Origin of the sequence: Neobacillus niacini (genome assembly GCF_036961885.1) — a bacterium.
Taxonomy (GTDB): Bacteria; Bacillota; Bacilli; order Bacillales; family Cytobacillaceae; genus Neobacillus; species Neobacillus niacini_H.
The window spans coordinates 146,520-164,242 of the sequence record NZ_JBALNQ010000029.1; the positions used below are offsets into that span (position 1 = coordinate 146,520).

Sequence of the window (17,723 nt, forward strand, 5' to 3'; positions counted from 1 at the left end):
TAGAGAGTCTATAGTGACCGAGAGGAAGCTCGAAAAGGGTTTTGGGTAACTATAGAGAGTCTATAGTGACCGAGGGGAAGCTCGAAAAGGGTTTTGGGTAACTATAGAGAGTCTATAGTGACCGAACAAAAGCCTAAAAAGTACTTAGGGTAACTATGGATTTGCTTTTAGTTACCTAATGAACATTAGAATAAAAAAAGGTCACCATAAGTGACCCTGATCTGACGGAAAATATTGTTTATTCATAATAGGTATATTTTCCTCTACGACATGCCTCATAATGTTTCTTCAATATCCGTCTAATCTGTTTTCGTGACTCTATCACCTTACACCACTCAAAAATTAAATTGGTGGTGATGATAATATTGGGAAAAAGTAGCTGAAGTTCCCTCACAGACCGCAATATTCCATCCTCCACACTCTCCACACACCCACAAGAATGGCAGACAATGATAGTTCCATCGGACGAAACCTTTAATGAATGGCACAACCCACAGCTCAGTCCTTTTTTCAATTGTGCATAGTTATAGGGAGGTAATCGCGTGTAGGGAGATAGTGTTTTATGCTCTTTTACTAAGATGTTAGCTAGTTCATAGTGGTTATCTTTTAGGATAGAAGATTTTGCATTTAGCTCCTCAAAAAATTTATTAAGCTGTGTGGGATAAATGATCGGCTTGTCTAGGGGTGCTTGATAGAGGGTGAAGGCTGGGTTAACAAAGAAGACATTTGATTTAATAGAAATAGAGTGTTTTTTCTTTTGGAAAAGTTGCCGAAGCAAGGTATCACTTCTTTTTATTTGGTCAAGTGGACTCTGAATCTCATTATCATTCATTACGTAAAAGTGATCAGATTTATAGTAATAATCCCCCTCGAAATTCTTCACTTCACACGGCAAGAAATTTTCCTGACTAATAATAGAAGAATCTATTTGAAAAGTTGTAGAGTTCGTCTCTAAAAGTAAATCATTTAAAATCAGGAACTTACTTTTATCAAGACCTTCAGTTATCTGATCGAACATCACCTCTCCTTTATAGCCTTTTTCTAGATTAGAATAGATTTGTTTCTCTTTACTTGGTAAAGTCATATGATTATTCAAAATCCTAAAAATCTTTAATTCATCAGACTCAACCCGTTCTTTATATGCCATACTTCACTTCCTTCCTATATTTCTTATAATACCTTAGCGAAAAAATAAATGCGTGAATATTATGTTAACATTTTAAGCATTCACAATAGGAAAAGTTTGAATTATCATATAAAATATAAAATATTACAAAGTTGTGAACAAGGGGAAGAAATTATGGTGCAAACGGCTAATAAAACAGAAACGATTCCATCACTTAAAAACAAAATCCTGGCTTTATACGAATACCTAATCAAACAAAATGATACAGAAAACGCAGAAAAGACAAAGCAGTTAGCAAAAAAGCTTCAGAGCGGAGAGTATATGATTGCTTTTTGCGGTCACTTTTCAGCCGGGAAATCAACAATGATAAATAAGGTAATTGGCGAGAATTTGCTGCCTGCAAGTCCAATTCCTACCAGCGCGAACCTTGTGAGGGTAAGAACAGGTGAGGAATATGCCAAAGTTATTTTCAAAAATGAAAAGCCACGGATGTATTTAGCACCGTATGATTATGAATTAGTAAAGAATTACTGCAAGGATGGCGACCAAATCGAAGAAATCGAAATCAGTCATGCTGACTCGCAGCTTCCTGTTAATACGGTTATTATGGATACCCCTGGGATTGACTCCGCTGACGATGCCCATCGGGTGGCTACGGAATCGGCAATCCACCTGGCAGATTTAGTTTTATATGTGATGGATTACAATCACGTTCAAGCGGAGCTGAATTTTTTATTTACAAAAGAGTTAACCGAGGCTGGGAAAGAAATTTATCTCGTTATTAACCAAGTTGATAAGCATAAGGAAGATGAGCTTACCTTCGAAAAATTTAAAGAAAGTGTACAGGAATCCTTTGGCGCCTGGGGTGTTAAGCCTGCACGCATCTTTTATACTTCATTAAAGGTCCAAGATCATAAACGGAATGAATTTATTCAACTAAAGTCATTCATCGCAGAAAAATTGCAAAATAAGGATCACCTTCTTCAGCAATCTATTTTTCATTCATTAAAAAAGATAGCTCAAGACCATGTAAACCATCAACGAAAAACAAGAGAAGAAGAACTTCAGCCTATTTTTGAAGTATTAAATGAACTAACAGAGGAAGAAAAGCAGCAATTAACTAAAACCTATCAATCCATTTCCACAAACCTACAAACGCTTGAAAAAGGAGTAAAAGAGACCGAAAAGGAAATCGACGATGAAATCGCTAAGATTATGAAAAATGCCTATTTAATGCCGTTTCAAACTCGGCAATTAGCTGAGGCTTTCCTTGAAGCAGCGCAGCCAGAATTTAAGGTAGGATTCCTGTTCTCGAAACAAAAAACGCTTGAAGAGAAGAATGCGCGGCTTGACCGGCTTTACCAGGACCTAGTAGATAAAACCAAATCACAGCTGGAATGGCATTTACGTGAATATTTAATTGCAGCCCTGAAGCACAATGGTCTGGATAACCAAGAACTGCAAAAAAGTGCTCAAGCTTTTTCGATTGAAATCCCGATTGATATGATTGTTCAAACGGTTAAGCCAGGGGCTATGGTTTCGGGTGAATATGTCCTTCATTACACAGAAGATTTAGCAAATGGGATTAAAAAAATAGCCCGTGACGGAATTTTGAATTTTAAAGATGTGCTAATTCCTGCATTAGAAGCGAAAACAAATCAATTAACAAAAATATATCAAGAAGAATTCCATAACTTAGAACAGTTTGTGACAGCCCTAGCTGCACGAACGAAATTTGAGCAAGAAACAGCTATCACAGAAGCAGCAGTTGTTAAATTGTTGAATGAATCAATTGAAAATAATAAAGATGATTATTTTCTATTTAAACAAGAGGAAGAAGAAGCTGAAGTAGTTCATGGTCAGCCTCTAACTGAAACAAAGGAAGTAAAAAAGAATAAGCCCCTACTAACAAAAACAACTGTTACAAAGAAAAGCGAAACAGAAGCAGCAAGAAGTCATTTACAAAGTACGGTTTCTCGCTTACATCAATCAGCAAAACTCATTGACAGCCTGCCAGGATTTAAAAAACTGGCAAAGGAATTGGAAGATAAAGCAGACCGATTGGAACATAAAGGGTTTACGGTGGCTCTATTTGGTGCATTCAGTGCGGGGAAGTCTTCATTCGCAAACGCACTCATGGGGGAAAAGGTACTGCCGGTATCTCCTAATCCGACGACTGCTGCAATCAATAAAATTAAACCAATTACGGACCGTTACCAGCATGGAACGGTGCTCGTTAAATTTAAAGAAAAAAATGCGATGTTAGAAGATGTTAACCGTTCATTGAAACTATTTGATCTTCAAGGTTCCAATTTAGAAACAGCAGCAAATGAAATTGAAAAAGTTTTGCTTGAAAAGGGCCAGGAAGGTATCACAGAAAAGACGCATTATGCTTTTTTACAAGCATTTAAGAAGGGGTTCAACCTACATGGAGAGCAGCTTGGTACTATCTTGGAAACGGATTTAAACGAATTTGCTGATTTTGTTGCTTTAGAAGAAAAGTCATGCTTTGTTGAATGGATCGAGCTTTACTATGATTGTGAATTGACTCGTAAAGGAATTACGTTGGTTGATACCCCTGGAGCCGATTCGATCAATGCACGCCATACTGGAGTAGCGTTTGATTATATTAAAAATTCCGATGCGATTTTGTTTGTTACCTATTATAATCATGCATTTTCTAAGGCAGATCGGGAGTTTTTGATTCAACTTGGAAGGGTGAAGGAATCTTTCCAGCTTGATAAAATGTTCTTTATTATTAATGCGATTGATTTAGCTGAAAATGAGGAAGAAAAGGATACGGTTGCTGATTATGTAACTGAACAATTAATAAAATATGGCATTCGGGATCCTCATCTCTATCCGTTATCAAGTTTATTAGCTTTAAAAGAAAAACTCGAACCAAACACCGACATACAGTCTGGAATGGGTGATTTTGAAGGGGATTTCTATCATTTTATTTCCAATGATTTAACGGAAATGGCGATTACCTCAGCGGGGAATGAATTAAATCGTGTCAAACAGCTTGTCGATAAACTTATTCAAAGTTCAAAAGAAGATCAATCTGTAAAAGACCAAAGACGCTCTGAATTAGAAAAACAAAAATCGATGATAAAAAGTATTCTGGAAGAACAAAACCCAGATGGTTTGCAAAACCGGATGACTCAAGAAGCTGAAGAACTCCTTTACTATATTAAACAGCGAGTGTTCCTCCGTTTTGGTGACTTTTTTAAGGAAGCTTTTAATCCTGCAACCTTAAGAGATGATGGTAGAAATTTGAAAAAGGCCGTTCAATCTGCGTTGGATGAGTTTTTAGAAAGTCTAGGTTTCGACTTCGCTCAGGAACTAAGAGCAACAACGGTCAGACTAGATGTATTTGCGGGTAAAGTGTTAACTGACTATCATACAGCTCTAACGCGCCATATAATAGAAAAAAATAAAGACATATCGTTTTCAACCTTTGAGATGAAGCATGATGGAGAAATAGAATTTCCTATCGCTTTTAGTAATTTAAACAAACAATTGTTTACTAAAGCAGTCTCTTATTTCAAAAATCCGAAGTCCTTTTTTGAAAAAAATGAAAAGAAGTTAATGAGTGATGAACTGTACAGCGTTTTAAATCTGCCAGCAGATGATTATTTAAAAGCGGAAGGTGAAAAATTAATTCATTCTTATACTCAAATCTTGAGTGATCAATTAGAAAAATTAATAACACAAATAGCTGAACAAACTGAGGATTTTTATTTAAGTATCCTATCCACCTTGGATGGTGGAGTGTCTATTGAGAAGTTAGAAGAGGTTTATCAAAAGCTAGAAGAGTCAAAGAAATAAATAACTGGGGGATTCCTATGAATGTTATCGTTGACAAAGAATGGCTTCTGAAAAATTTACATCAAAAAAATATACGGGTTGTGGATTGCTCATTTTCATTAGCGAACTCTGAGAAAGGCAGACAGGAATATGATAAAAGTCATATTCCTGGAGCCATTCATTTTGACCTCGAAAAAGACCTATCTGGTGAAGTAAGTGAACATGGCGGCAGACATCCATTACCAAAAATCAATGAGTTTATCAATAAGCTTGAACATGCTGGTATTGATGAAAACACAACGGTAATTGCTTATGATCAAGGGGAAGGTGCTTTTGCCGCAAGGTTTTGGTGGATGTTGAAGTATCTAGGGCATGAAAAGGTCCTGGTCTTGGACGGAGGATTTCGTGGCTGGAAGGAAGGCGACTACCCAGTAACAACAGAAGTTCCGGTTTTAAAGCAAACTACATTCAACCCCAACATAAATCATGAAATATTCGCAAGTATGGACGATGTTAGCGCAGTGGCAGGGGATCCCGATTCTCAAGTTATTCTGATCGATTCCAGGGAAGAAAGACGCTATTTGGGAGTAGAAGAACCGATTGATAAAAAAGCAGGACACATTCCAGGAGCCATTAACAAGCCTTGGTTCGAAGGGTTAAATAAAGGCTTTTATAAATCTGTAGAAGTGCAAAAAGAACGTTTCCCCGGTATCGATCCTAAAGAACAAATTATCGTTTATTGTGGATCAGGTGTAACTGCAGCTCCGAATTTTCTAGCATTAAAAGCAGCAGGATTTGAGAAGGTAAAACTTTACTTGGGAAGTTTTAGCGACTGGATTTCCTATCAAGAAAACAAAATCCACTAATATTTATGCTATAATGGAACTCGTGTTGTTTTTAATTGATAGGAGGTATACTTAATGGAAAATCAAAAACCTTCACTTATGCTAGTTGATGGAATGGCGCTATTATTTCGTGCATTTTATGCTACGGCTGTAACGGGCCAGTTTATGATAAATTCTAAAGGAATTCCGACCAATGGAATTCACGGCTTCATTAAACATTTATTTACCGCAGTATCATCCTTCAACCCTTCTCACGTAGCCGTTTGTTGGGATATGGGCAGTAAAACATTTCGTTCCGAAATTTTTGAAGCTTATAAAGGGAATCGTGGCGAAGCTCCTATAGAACTAATTCCTCAATTTGATTTAGTAAAAGAAGTAGTTGCCGCATTTGATATCCCGAACATAGGTTTAGCAGGCTTTGAGGCGGATGACTGTATTGGAACGATTGCCTATCAAGCTCGAGAGCATGCGCATGTTTCGATACTAACAGGTGACCAGGATATCCTTCAGCTTCTTGATGAAAGTATTTCGGTTATACTATTGAAAAAAGGCTATGGGAATTATCTTGTTCATACTCCTGATACGTTCTTTGAAGAAAAAGGGATCACACCACGACAAATGATTGATCTAAAGGCGTTAATGGGAGACCCAAGTGACAATTATCCAGGAGTCAAGGGAATTGGTGAGAAAACGGCTCTAAAACTTTTAAAGGAATTTGAGCATGTTGATGGCATTATTACAAATCTCGAACGTCTATCAAAGTCTCACAAAACGAAAATTGAGCAGGATTTAGAAATGCTCCATTTATCGCGTATTCTTGCCGAAATTAAATGTGATGTGCCTGTCAGCTGCGATTTGGGAGAGGCAGGACTAAGCATAAAAAAAGATAAAGCGTTAAACAAGTTAAATGAACTCGAGCTTCGCGGCTTGCAGCGTTTGCTGCCGCTGGAGGCTTCCTTTATATCTTAAAATGAGAGGCTGTCCAACACGGGGCAGCCTCTTTTCATGGATTATTTTGTTTTTTAGTAATTGCATAGTGCGGTGTACAGCGGATTTAAGTAGATGTTTTAGAAAACTAAAATACATAATTATTTCATAAAATCTTCACCCTTTTGCCATTATTTCGTCCTTAGAAATAAAGACTCTTACTATATACTCATCTCATGGGTAATTGTACTATATGCATTGTAAAATTATGGGCAATGTTGGTTTGATACCTTGAAATTCATTTTTCTGCACCATTGGAGCTAAAAGTTAATATATATTTGCTCACTAGTTCACAAATGGTTATTTTGACTGAATCAGAAGGGAGTTAAAGAGATATGAAAACTTATCTTTACCTACTTATTAATGTAATGATTGCCGTATCCCTGTTAGGCTGTGAACAGCAAGCAGAAGAAAGCATAAAAGAAAAAATTCAAATGGTTCCAAATGAGGAATATGTGGGTGACCCAAATCCTACCGTGAAGAAAGAAATGAAATTAACAGATGAAGAAAAGCTAGAATTCGAGAAACTTCAGAAGGAAATCCAGTTAAAAAACGAGGGCGAATAATATGACGATTATACAAGAAAAGGTAATGAAGCACGAGGAACGATTGTTCTATTATCAGTTATTTTGTCATTATTATCGAGGGGATTTACTTCAACTTACCTCAGCACAATGGGGACAGTTAGTTCGAATTATAAAAGAAAATCAAAATACTAGTTTAATAGACGAAGTGACGCAAAGCTTACAAATGCTAGAAGAAGTCAATGAGACCACCATTCAAACGTTTGAATATGACTATAACCGTTTATTTGTGGGTCCCAATAAGTTATTGGCGTCACCGTATGAATCTAGTTATCGGAACTATGAAGGAAACGTTTTGCAACAGGAAACATTGAATGTACGGAATTTTTACCATCATGTGGGACTTCAGGTAGCGAATGAAGGGCAGATTCCAGATGATCACATCCAATTTGAATTGGAATTCATTCTACATGTATTAAGAGATCAAACGATTCAAGAAAATAAACAAATTTACAAGATGTTTTTAGATAAGCATCTCATGCAATGGGTATTAAAGCATTGTAAAAAAATCATAGAAAATAGTCAAAATCCCATCACATACGCGATGGCCGTTTTAATAAAAGAATTCTTACAACTTGAGAGCAAATTGATGGAAGGTGGGAAAAGAGATGTTAACTGAAAATGTTTCTCGCAGAACTTTTTTAAAGGGTTCAGCAGCATTAAGTACACTTTTAGGACTCGGAACAATTGGTAGTAAAGCAGCGAAGGGCCTTATTCCAACAGCCTCAGCACAGTCAAATGGCAAAAAGCAGCAATTTTACAATGCTTGCCCTCGAAATTGTTATGACACATGTTCGATTGTCACAACGGTTGAAGACGGCAGAATTACTTTTATTACTGGAAATGAAAAAAACAAATACACAAAAGGGAGACTTTGTGTTAAGGGGAATACGTATCCACGCATCGTCTATTCTCCAGACCGTATTAAATACCCAATGAGGCAAAAAGGGCGTGGAACTGGAAATTGGGAAAGAATTAGCTGGGACGAAGCCTATACGATTATCGCCAAGAAAATTCTTGCCATAAAAAAAGAGTACGGAAACACACTGCCAATCTGCTTAAATAAATACTCTGGAAACTTCAATATTTTAAATTACGCAACGGAAGGAATGCTTTCAAGTATCGGCTTTACTACTCGTGCTCAAGGAACACCATGTGATCCAGCCGGTTCAGATGCCCAAGCTTTTGATATGGGGACGGCTTATAACAATGATCCAGAGCAATTTATGGATGCCGAGTATATTATTCTTTGGGGAGCGAATCCAGCTTGGACATCTGCCCACTCAATGTATTTTATTGAGCAGGCGAAAGAGAAAGGGACTAAACTCGTTGTCATTGATCCATTGATTACACAAACGGCTTCAAAGGCAGATGAGTATATTCAAATTAAACCAAGTACAGATGGTGCATTAGCACTTGGTATGATTCGTTATATTATCGACCAACACTTATTTGATGAGGAATGGGTAACGAATAATTCCATTGGGTTTCATGAATTTGTGTCATATGTAAAAAAGAATATCACGGTTGAATGGGCTTCAGAAAAAACAGGTGTACCACAACCCTTAATTGAACGGATTGCCCGTGAATACGCAACATCAAAACCAGCCAATATTTGGATCGGCTTTGGGATGCAGCGTCATACAAACGGAGGCTCTATGGTTCGTGCGATCGATGCACTTGCTGCCATGACAGGCAATGTCGGTAAAAGAGGCGGTGGAGTCAATTATATTGGTGGAGAAACCTGGGGATTTAATTACCATACGATGAGCTTTGAAGCACCTGAAGGAACTGTAGGTGATGGTGACCGTTATGTCAATATGAACAACTTTGGTGCACAAGTCCTTGATGCCAATGAACCACCAATTAAGATGATGTGGATTGCCTGCCGCAATCCAATTGCTCAAGACCCTGAGCCAAATGTAGTAAAAAAAGCATTTGATCAGATGGAATTGATTGTAACAGCGGATTTATATATGAATCAAACAGTGGAATATTCAGATATTGTTTTACCTGTCACAACCCCATTTGAGACAGTTGGAATCAACGTAAGTTATTGGCATTATTGGATGAATGTGAATGAGCAAGCAATCAAGCCATTATACGAAACGAAAAGTGATTTAGAGATTGCCATGGGGCTTTCGAAGAAATTGAATGAGTTAGAATCAGGTTCATGTACATTTCCAGTTTCAGGCGAACTTGATGAATGGGTTGAAAAAGAATTTAACGATGACATTCGGGAAATGTTCGGCGTTAATAGCTGGGATGAATTACGAAAAAAAGGTGGAACCGTGAAGGCAAACGACAAGGTAACCGTTGCCTGGGAAGACTTAAACTTCCGAACTCCATCTGGTAAATATGAATTTTACTCAGAAAAGGCCGTTGAATATGGCCACCATCCACTTCCGGTATTTATAGAAGAGTATAAAACGACGAAAGAATACCCGATTCGATGCATGTCACCACACTGGAAATTAGGCATTCATAGTCAATTTCAACATATTGATTGGTTAGGTGCCATCCATGAGCATCCGTTTGTTGAAATGCATCCGGATTTGGCAAAGAAATATTCAATCCGTGAGAATGATATGGTCAACGTCCGAAATGAAGCAGGGTATTTGACTCTTCCAGCCAAACTAACAAAAACGATTCCGACAGATACGGTTGTGATGTATGAGGGCTGGTGGAAAGATGTGAATTATACCGAGAACTTTAATGTAAAGGCAATACCTTCCGACATGGGCGACTATAAAAAAGGCCAGCGCGGAATCGCCTTCCATGATAATTTTGTCAAAATAGAAAAGGCGTAAAGAGGAGGGGAAATCATGGCGAAAAAACTAGGATTTTTAGTAAATATTGAACGTTGTATTGGCTGTCATGCTTGTGAAATTTCATGTAAAAGCTTTTATCAGCTTGAACCGAATATGAGACGGAGAACTGTTCGGGAACTGCCAGAAGATCTAGTGGGTACTCCTGTTCGGGCCTTTGTATCCACTGCATGTAACCATTGTGATGAGCCAGCCTGTAAAAAGGCATGTCCTGTAGGGGCGTATACAAAACGGGATGAAGATGGAATTGTTGTTCATAATCAAGACCTTTGTATCGGATGTCAAATGTGCGGCAAGGCATGTCCATATGGAGTTCCACAATACAATCCTGTTAAGAAAAAAATGGATAAATGCAGTATGTGTTATGATCTGCTAGATGTAGGGGAATCACCTATCTGTGTATCGAAGTGTCCAATGGAGGCCATTGAAATTGTTGATTATAATGAAGTTCAGCCTTCTCGTGGAGTGTCAATAGTGCCGACATTTGCCGATCCATCCATTACTCATCCAACTACTCAATTTATTTTGCCAAAACCAGGCAAACAGTTTAGGAGGGCATAATCATGCATGATCTTCCACTTGTGATCTTTACCATTTTGTCACAGCTTATTTTAGGAGGATTTGTGACACTTTGGTGGATAGATCGAAAAAGAGCTGATATATCGCAAAAAACAGGATTACTGATATTGATTTCTTTCCTTATTCTTGGCGGTCTTTCACTAGTAGTCTCCATGCTCCACTTAGGTCAACCATTCTTCGCATATCGCGCAATCTTAAATATTGGAGTCTCGTGGCTAAGTCGTGAGGTAGCATTTTATGGAACATTTATTGGGTTGATTTTAGTATATACTTGGTTTTGGTATAAGGAAGATCGCACAAAGCGCAGCATCATCGGTTGCATCACGTCTATTATTGGAGTTATCGCAATCTTTTCATCCGCCAAAATCTACATGATTCCAGCAATTCCTGCCTGGGATGGGGTAAGTACTCTTTTTGCATTCTTTTTAACATCGCTTTTATTAGGTCCTCTATTTGTGGCTGCGATTTTAACAATAAGAGGAGAAATAAACGTTAATATTTCTGGTCTTTCGGTTTTAACGCTTGCTGTCACTGCGGTTGTAATGGCGGGTTACTTTTCATCCTTGCTCGCAGGTCTGCCAGAGGCTGTTGAAACAGCTAGATTAACGTTCAACCATATATTCTTTTGGATTAGGCTTGTGACGTTTGTAGCAGCCTTTACGTTATTATTCTTATCTTATAAAAATAGCAAATGGAGAAATGTAAAAATCTATTCTGCTGCCTTTGCCGTTTTATTTATCAGTGAATTTTTAGGCAGGGTTTTATTTTATGAAACAGCTATTCATTTATAGGTAGATACTTGAGAGGGGGCTGACATAATGGATTTGTTAAAATGGGTCAAGGTAATGGATCAAAAAATGACATCGGTGAGGGTGGAGCCAAATCTATGTACTCATTTGATTTCCCCGAAAAGCACTTGTCATAGCTGTGTTGAATATTGTCCAACCAAGAGTATTTCGTTTACAAAAAAACAGATTGAAATAGATGCTCATTGTCTGGAATGCGGAATCTGTTCAACCGCATGTCCAACCAATGCTCTGCTATTTAATCGCCCCCCTCTCGCGCAAGTACTTTCTGAAATTGTTCATCAGTGCGAACAAAATGAACAAGTGTACTTACATTGTGAAAAAATGCCTGTTTCAGATAAGAATGTAGTGACGGCTTCGGTTCCTTGCTTAGGGATGATTCCTAGAGAAGCATGGCTCTCCATGTTGAATAAGTGTCAAAACCTTACCATCTATCATGCTGATGCGGGTTGTTCCAGCTGTGAAGTGAAAACAGGAGAAAGAGTTTGGAGAAAGGAGCTTCAGGCTGGAGAAACGATGGCAGGTTCTTCTATAAAAATCACTTCCACTATCACTCATTCAGCAAAACAGAAACCGTTTGATAAGGATCGAAGGGCCTTCCTATCCAGCTTTTTTAATGAAATCAAGGCAACGAATAGGTTAGCATTAAAAGAAACCTTAGGAAGTACTGAAGTTGTATCTTACCAAGAAAAAAGGCAAGAGGATAAAGTTACTAAATTGAAAAGAGAGTTGGGGGAAGTGTCTAATCAAATATATGAGAAGATGACCAATGAATCCGCCTTGCCTTATATGAATAAAAGAGTACACTTATTAGCTCAATTACAGGGGAATGATACTTTTCAAAAACAAGAGGATATCAGGCTTCCGTTAATAAAGCCTAACTGTGATTTTTGCGGTGCCTGTACGATTTTATGTCCCACGGATGCTTTGAAAATGGAAACGGAAAGTAACCAGCATTCCATCACACTCTATCCTGCCAAATGTGTAGACTGTTCATTATGCGAAGACATTTGTTTTACGAATAGTATCCAATTACAGCATGTACAAAACAGAACCCTGCTCAAACAGGAGCAAAAACTTTTATCACAATCTTAACGGGGAGTACTGTCCAAAAAGCTCTGGTATAAAGTAAAAATAGCTGCGATTTAGAGAGGCTGTCCAACCATGGGCAGCCTCTTTCCATGGATTATTTTGTATTTTTCTTTTTAGCAGCATTTTCTAATTTACTTTTAGGATCTTCTGTCATTTCCGCATCCTGTCCATAGCCCTGTGGATTGACCCCAGGAGCCTTTACACCGCGATTTACTTGACCGTTTTTGCTCACCGTCGTTCACCTCCCATTTTTTTAGTATTGCCACTGGGAATAATAAAACTCAACTTTTTAAACAATAAAGCTAAGAGGTGATGACATGAACAAAGGTGTTTATTTGGCCCTTTTTAGTATTGGCTTAGCGCAGGGCTTGAAAATTCCCATTCATTATTATAAAAAGCAAGAATGGCGCCCAGAACTCTTTTTTCAAACAGGTGGGATGCCAAGCTCCCATTCAGCTGGAGTCTCAACGCTAACCACTTTTATCGCATTACAACGCGGTCTGCCGACGTTTGATTTTGCCCTTTCACTTGTTTATGGGTTAATTGTTATGTATGATGCCCAAGGGATTCGGCGCCAAACAGGCGAACTAACCTTAAGAGTGAATTCCATGCACGATCTAATGGAAAAAGTAAACAGAGAAGAAAGTGTTGAATTTGAACAAAAGTCGCCAAAGAAATTAAAAGAAATGTTAGGACATCAGCCTGAAGAAGTAATTGGCGGGGCCTTACTTGGTGCTTTAGTCGGAGTAATTGGGCATACATGCTCAAAAAAGAGTAGAAAATTGTCGAAATTTAAGTTAAAATCTGATAGTAGTTGGTTTTAAATTGCTTGGAGAGGGATGGATAAGCCAGTGCGGACAGTTGATGAGTATTTGCATTACTTGGAAGGAAAGGGTTTTCAATTTCAAGAGGATGCAATCGGTTTTATTTATTTCGGAAAACACTACACGAATGCTTCCGATGAATTAATTAATTCCGCAATAGAGATTACATTAAAAGCCCAGAAAAGTTTTGATGGCAGCTTTTATGTGTCCTTATTAGAAACCCTTGTTTCGAGCAAAATACAAACAAGAAATGCAGCCCTGAAATTCGTAAAAGAGCAAGAATTAGTGGCTATGTAAGCAAAAAAATACTCCCATGGTTGGGGGTATTTTTTTACTCTAAATTATTTTTCCGGATGGCAAGCCGTGCTAATTCATCAGCTGTTTTGTTTTCAATGCTTGGAATCCACTTCATAAAAAATAAATCAAATTGCTTAGATAAGCTAAGTGCCTTCTCAAACAAAGGTAAATATAATTTATTTTTTACAAATTCTTTTTCAACGGCATTGCTGACTAACTGTGAATCAGTTCGGAAAGATACAACTGATTTAGAATAGCCTTTTTCTAAGCAGATTTCTAACGCTTTAATAAACGCATGATATTCTGCTTCGTGATTTGACATATTTCCAAGTGGAATCGAATATTTTTCCGCTTTTCCATTTCCTTTAATGAATATACCCGCTCCGCTCGGTCCTGGGTTACCGGCACTAGCACCGTCGATATAAACTTCAATCAAAGCAGACCCTCCAGGTTCATAATAATTGAAAGTTTATCATAATCTAACACAAAACGCAGGAATTATATTTTTCCTATTTCTACTTTATTGAAGTGGGTATGCTAAGATTAGATAATTTATTTAGGGAAAGGTTGAAAAATGATGAAATACAGACTTGAGTGGAATTATAAAACAGCCAGAAATGAAAAAGTACAATTTACTTCTGATTGGGTAACAACAGAATTGGCCATACAAGCTGGTGAAGAGCTTGAAAAGCTTGGGAAAGCAAGTGACATTTATTTTTATGATGAAGTAGGGACATCCTGGATATTAAAAGAACTGAAGAAGCTTACGACTGAAATTGAAGACGACCCTCATGAGATTACCGTTTATTTTGATGGAGGATTTCAAAAAGAAACCAACACGGCTGGTCTTGGAGTTGTTATCTTTTTTAAACAAGGGAAAAAGAAATATCGAATTAGGGCGAACGAAAAGTTTGATGAAATGGAAACCAATAATGAAGCAGAATATGCTGCTTTTTATTATGCGCTTACGATATTAGAGGAATTAGGTGTTCACCATCTGCCATGTGAATTCAAAGGTGACTCACAGGTTGTTTTGAAACAGCTAGAAGGGGAATGGCCTTGCTACGAAGATGTACTCAATGCCTGGCTCGACAGAATTGAGAAAAAAATCAAAGCGCTTTCTCTTACACCAAAGTACACCCCCATTCCAAGGAATGATAATAAGGAAGCAGATAAGCTGGCTACACAGGCGTTAGATGGGAAGGAAATCTTCGCGAAAACACAAATTATTTAAGAAACGGGGAGTCGTAGACTGGTGGAAAATTCAAACAGAAAAGAATTGTTTTTTCACGTTGAATCCTTATTATGTCAATACTGTAACGGCTGTTTTGTCCATAAACAATTTAAACAGGAAGGCGGCAGGAGGTTTGCACATCGTTTTTGCATTTCACAATGTACAGTAGGGGAAAAACTGCAGGAATATGGAAAGAAGCTTACATGAAAAAGCAGGTCTCAACTAAGAAATTTCTCGAGAGAAGATCCCGGGCAGGCATTTGAGCAATAAAGAAAAAAGGCTGACGATGTGCGCCAGCCTTAGGTTAGTTGTGTTAGATTATAGTTTTACTACGTTAGCAGCTTGTGGTCCACGGTTTCCTTCAACGATTTCGAAAGAAACTTCTTGGCCTTCTTCTAAAGACTTGAAGCCTTCGCCAGTAATAGCGCTGAAGTGTACGAATACATCGTCTCCACCTTCAACTTCGATAAAACCAAAACCTTTTTCATTGTTGAACCATTTTACTTTACCATTTTGCATTTACTATTTCCTCCTAAGCCTTTTACGAACACCTTTTTAAAGTGCCAAAGATAAATATTATCATGTAAACAAAATATAGGTATTACCTTAATGATACACGACACTTAAAATATACATCAATATTTTTGGACAGTCAAGGAAAGTAAGCGCTTTTTATCCCAATAATCTTATACTTCCAAAAATAATCCAGCCACCTGAACATAAAAATTTATCAGCCTCATATTCTTATAAAAATGGTTGGTAAAGGGTGAGGAGTAATGTACCGATTTTCGATTGATGGTGATGAATGGATTTTAAGGTTCTCGCCGCAAGTCTTCATTGAAGCCGAAGAAAAACAAGTGGTCTTGATGACATTGCTTCAAATCGGAAATGATTTATCATCTTATTCCCATGGTGATGCCTTTCTCGTGTTTACAAAGAAGATAGGTGCAATCGTTTTTGATGTTGAGAGGATTCCATCTTTCATTTTGACAGTATCGAACATCATTCCTGAAGAAAATTGGTATATACAAGATTCAACTTTAAAACTAATAAAATAGTCAGGTAAACAAGTGGTTAGAGCTGGCCACTTGTTTTTATTTTTCATAATTCAGACAAAATTACCTAAACCATTTATTAAAAATGTCTGCTACTATATGGGTGATAGTAATGATAAATATTATTAAAAGATAATTATTATCATTTACTACATAATAATAGGGTTAACTGTGTTTAACCTTATTGGATCAATTTTTCTGTTTTGTGAAGGAATGAGCATGGAATTATTTTTTAGGGGGGTAATGATCATGGATGCAGTATTGCTGGCAAGGACTCAATTTGCCGCGACAACCATTTTTCACTTCTTCTTTGTTCCGCTTTCCATTGGATTAGTATTTATGGTTGCCTTAATGGAAACGTTGTACGTAGTAAAAAAGAAAGAGCTATACAAGAAAATGGCAAAGTTTTGGGGACATTTATTTTTAATTAACTTTGCAGTTGGTGTCGTAACAGGAATCATCCAAGAATTTCAATTTGGTATGAACTGGTCAGATTACTCTAGATTTGTAGGAGATGTTTTTGGTGCCCCGCTTGCCATAGAAGCTCTGCTTGCATTTTTTATGGAATCAACGTTTATCGGATTATGGATATTTGGCTGGGATCGTTTATCAAAGAAAGTTCATTTAGCCTGTATTTGGCTTGTATCAATAGGAACGATTTTATCAGGATTTTGGATTTTAACTGCAAACTCCTTTATGCAGGTACCCGTCGGATTTGAAATTAACAATGGTCGTGCAGAAATGAATGATTTCTTAGCACTGATTACAAACGGACAATTATTAGTGGAGTTCCCGCATGTGCTCACTGGTGCCTTGTGTACAGCTGCCTTCTTTATTGCAGGAGTAAGTGCTGTGGGTCTATTAAAGAAGAAGCATGTTGAGTTTTATAAAAAATCGATGCAAATAGCTATCATCATTGGCTTAATTGGCAGTATAGGAACTGCATTAACAGGTCACTTGCAAGCCCAATACTTAGTGAAAACACAGCCGATGAAAATGGCGGCTGCTGAAGGTATATGGGAGGATACCCCAGATCCTGCACCGTGGTCAGCATTTGCCATCATAGATACAGAGAAACATGTAAATAAGTTTGAACTGAATATTCCTTATGCTATGAGCTTTTTAGCTTATTCAAAATTTGAAGGCAAACTTAAGGGCATGGAAACGCTACAAGAAGAATACAAAGAAAAATATGTTTCAGTGGTAGGTGAAGATACAAACTATATACCACCAGTGAAAACAACCTATTGGAGCTTTAGACTCATGATTGGCTTTGGAGTAGGAATGATTTTGTTATCCTTTAGTGGTCTTTACCTATGGAAAAAGAGAAAACTTGAAAGTAGTTCTTTGTTCTTGAAACTCCTATTACCTGCCATTTCATTTCCGTTTTTGGCGAACACTGCTGGTTGGGTGATGACAGAGGTGGGGCGTCAGCCTTGGACGGTATTTGGTCTAATGACAACGGCAGATTCTATCTCACCGAATGTTTCATCTGGGATGATATTATTTTCAACTATTATGTATCTTCTCGTTTTCACTATCCTATTAGGTGTAATGGTTTATTTAATGGTACGTGAAATTAAAAAAGGCCCTGAAATTAGTCATGGAGTCATGTCAAAGGCAGCAAATGATCCATTTACGAAGGTAGGTGCTTAA

The 17,723-nt window shown here is 37.6% G+C and carries 19 protein-coding genes; 15 read left to right on the plus strand and 4 right to left on the minus strand.

Annotated features, from left to right (window positions below; genetic code table 11):
* Positions 1–238 precede the first annotated feature (238 nt).
* Positions 239–1,147 (minus strand): nuclease-related domain-containing protein, encoded by a 909-nt coding sequence (locus V7124_RS13795; RefSeq protein ID WP_335489977.1) that lies wholly within the window; start codon positions 1,145–1,147, stop codon positions 239–241.
* 153 nt (positions 1,148–1,300) lie between these two features.
* On the opposite strand from V7124_RS13795, the gene V7124_RS13800 reads away from it, so the two are divergent.
* From V7124_RS13800 to V7124_RS13840, 9 genes are all read left to right on the plus strand, one after another.
* On the plus strand, positions 1,301–4,957 hold the full coding sequence (locus V7124_RS13800) for a dynamin family protein (RefSeq protein ID WP_335489981.1): 3,657 nt from the start codon (positions 1,301–1,303) through the stop codon (positions 4,955–4,957).
* Between the two features lie 17 nt (positions 4,958–4,974).
* Entirely contained in the window at positions 4,975–5,802 is an 828-nt protein-coding gene (locus V7124_RS13805; RefSeq protein WP_335408376.1) for a sulfurtransferase, read from the plus strand.
* A 54-nt stretch (positions 5,803–5,856) separates the two neighbouring features.
* Entirely contained in the window at positions 5,857–6,750 is an 894-nt protein-coding gene (locus V7124_RS13810) for a 5'-3' exonuclease (RefSeq protein ID WP_335408374.1), read from the plus strand.
* A 353-nt stretch (positions 6,751–7,103) separates the two neighbouring features.
* On the plus strand, positions 7,104–7,334 hold the full coding sequence (locus tag V7124_RS13815; protein WP_335489983.1) for a hypothetical protein: 231 nt from the start codon (positions 7,104–7,106) through the stop codon (positions 7,332–7,334).
* Position 7,335: 1 nt separating this feature from the next.
* Positions 7,336–7,971: a TorD/DmsD family molecular chaperone gene (locus V7124_RS13820; protein WP_335489986.1), complete on the plus strand. Its 636-nt coding sequence runs from the start codon at positions 7,336–7,338 to the stop codon at positions 7,969–7,971.
* The gene (locus tag V7124_RS13825; RefSeq protein WP_335489988.1) at positions 7,961–10,162 is read left to right on the plus strand and encodes a molybdopterin-dependent oxidoreductase; all 2,202 of its coding nucleotides are present in this window, start codon (positions 7,961–7,963) and stop codon (positions 10,160–10,162) included. The genes V7124_RS13820 and V7124_RS13825 overlap by 11 nt, the downstream gene beginning before the upstream one ends.
* A gap of 15 nt (positions 10,163–10,177) precedes the next feature.
* Entirely contained in the window at positions 10,178–10,741 is a 564-nt protein-coding gene (locus V7124_RS13830) for a 4Fe-4S dicluster domain-containing protein (RefSeq protein ID WP_335408367.1), read from the plus strand.
* 2 nt (positions 10,742–10,743) lie between these two features.
* The gene (locus V7124_RS13835) at positions 10,744–11,550 is read left to right on the plus strand and encodes a dimethyl sulfoxide reductase anchor subunit family protein (RefSeq protein WP_335489991.1); all 807 of its coding nucleotides are present in this window, start codon (positions 10,744–10,746) and stop codon (positions 11,548–11,550) included.
* Positions 11,551–11,577: 27 nt separating this feature from the next.
* Positions 11,578–12,660 carry a 4Fe-4S binding protein gene (locus tag V7124_RS13840; RefSeq protein WP_335489994.1) on the plus strand — a complete coding sequence of 361 codons (1,083 nt, stop codon included), beginning with the start codon at positions 11,578–11,580 and terminating at the stop codon, positions 12,658–12,660.
* A gap of 91 nt (positions 12,661–12,751) precedes the next feature.
* Here the strand turns inward: V7124_RS13840 and sspL are convergent, their stop codons facing one another.
* Entirely contained in the window at positions 12,752–12,889 is a 138-nt protein-coding gene (gene sspL, locus V7124_RS13845) for a small, acid-soluble spore protein L (RefSeq protein ID WP_335408362.1), read from the minus strand.
* 85 nt (positions 12,890–12,974) lie between these two features.
* On the opposite strand from sspL, the gene V7124_RS13850 reads away from it, so the two are divergent.
* Together V7124_RS13850 and V7124_RS13855 are read left to right on the plus strand one after the other, a co-directional pair.
* Positions 12,975–13,481, plus strand: a complete 507-nt coding sequence (locus V7124_RS13850) for a divergent PAP2 family protein (protein ID WP_335408361.1) — start codon at positions 12,975–12,977, stop codon at positions 13,479–13,481.
* 15 nt (positions 13,482–13,496) lie between these two features.
* Entirely contained in the window at positions 13,497–13,778 is a 282-nt protein-coding gene (locus tag V7124_RS13855) for a DUF6123 family protein (protein WP_335408360.1), read from the plus strand.
* Between the two features lie 34 nt (positions 13,779–13,812).
* Here the strand turns inward: V7124_RS13855 and V7124_RS13860 are convergent, their stop codons facing one another.
* Positions 13,813–14,214: a reverse transcriptase-like protein gene (locus V7124_RS13860; RefSeq protein WP_335408358.1), complete on the minus strand. Its 402-nt coding sequence runs from the start codon at positions 14,212–14,214 to the stop codon at positions 13,813–13,815.
* Between the two features lie 141 nt (positions 14,215–14,355).
* On the opposite strand from V7124_RS13860, the gene V7124_RS13865 reads away from it, so the two are divergent.
* Complete coding sequence (locus V7124_RS13865) at positions 14,356–15,012, plus strand: ribonuclease H family protein (protein WP_335408356.1); 657 nt, start codon at positions 14,356–14,358, stop codon at positions 15,010–15,012.
* Positions 15,013–15,033: 21 nt separating this feature from the next.
* On the plus strand, positions 15,034–15,219 hold the full coding sequence (locus tag V7124_RS13870) for a zinc-finger domain-containing protein (RefSeq protein WP_335408353.1): 186 nt from the start codon (positions 15,034–15,036) through the stop codon (positions 15,217–15,219).
* Positions 15,220–15,330: 111 nt separating this feature from the next.
* On the opposite strand, the gene cspD is transcribed toward V7124_RS13870, so the two are convergent.
* Positions 15,331–15,531, minus strand: coding sequence for a cold-shock protein CspD (gene cspD / locus V7124_RS13875; protein ID WP_026563856.1), 201 nt, complete (start codon positions 15,529–15,531; stop codon positions 15,331–15,333).
* Between the two features lie 257 nt (positions 15,532–15,788).
* Here cspD and V7124_RS13880 point away from each other — a divergent pair, with 257 nt between their 5' ends.
* Both V7124_RS13880 and V7124_RS13885 read left to right on the plus strand, forming a co-directional pair.
* Positions 15,789–16,070: a hypothetical protein gene (locus V7124_RS13880; protein ID WP_335408351.1), complete on the plus strand. Its 282-nt coding sequence runs from the start codon at positions 15,789–15,791 to the stop codon at positions 16,068–16,070.
* A gap of 246 nt (positions 16,071–16,316) precedes the next feature.
* Complete coding sequence (locus V7124_RS13885; protein ID WP_335408349.1) at positions 16,317–17,723, plus strand: cytochrome ubiquinol oxidase subunit I; 1,407 nt, start codon at positions 16,317–16,319, stop codon at positions 17,721–17,723.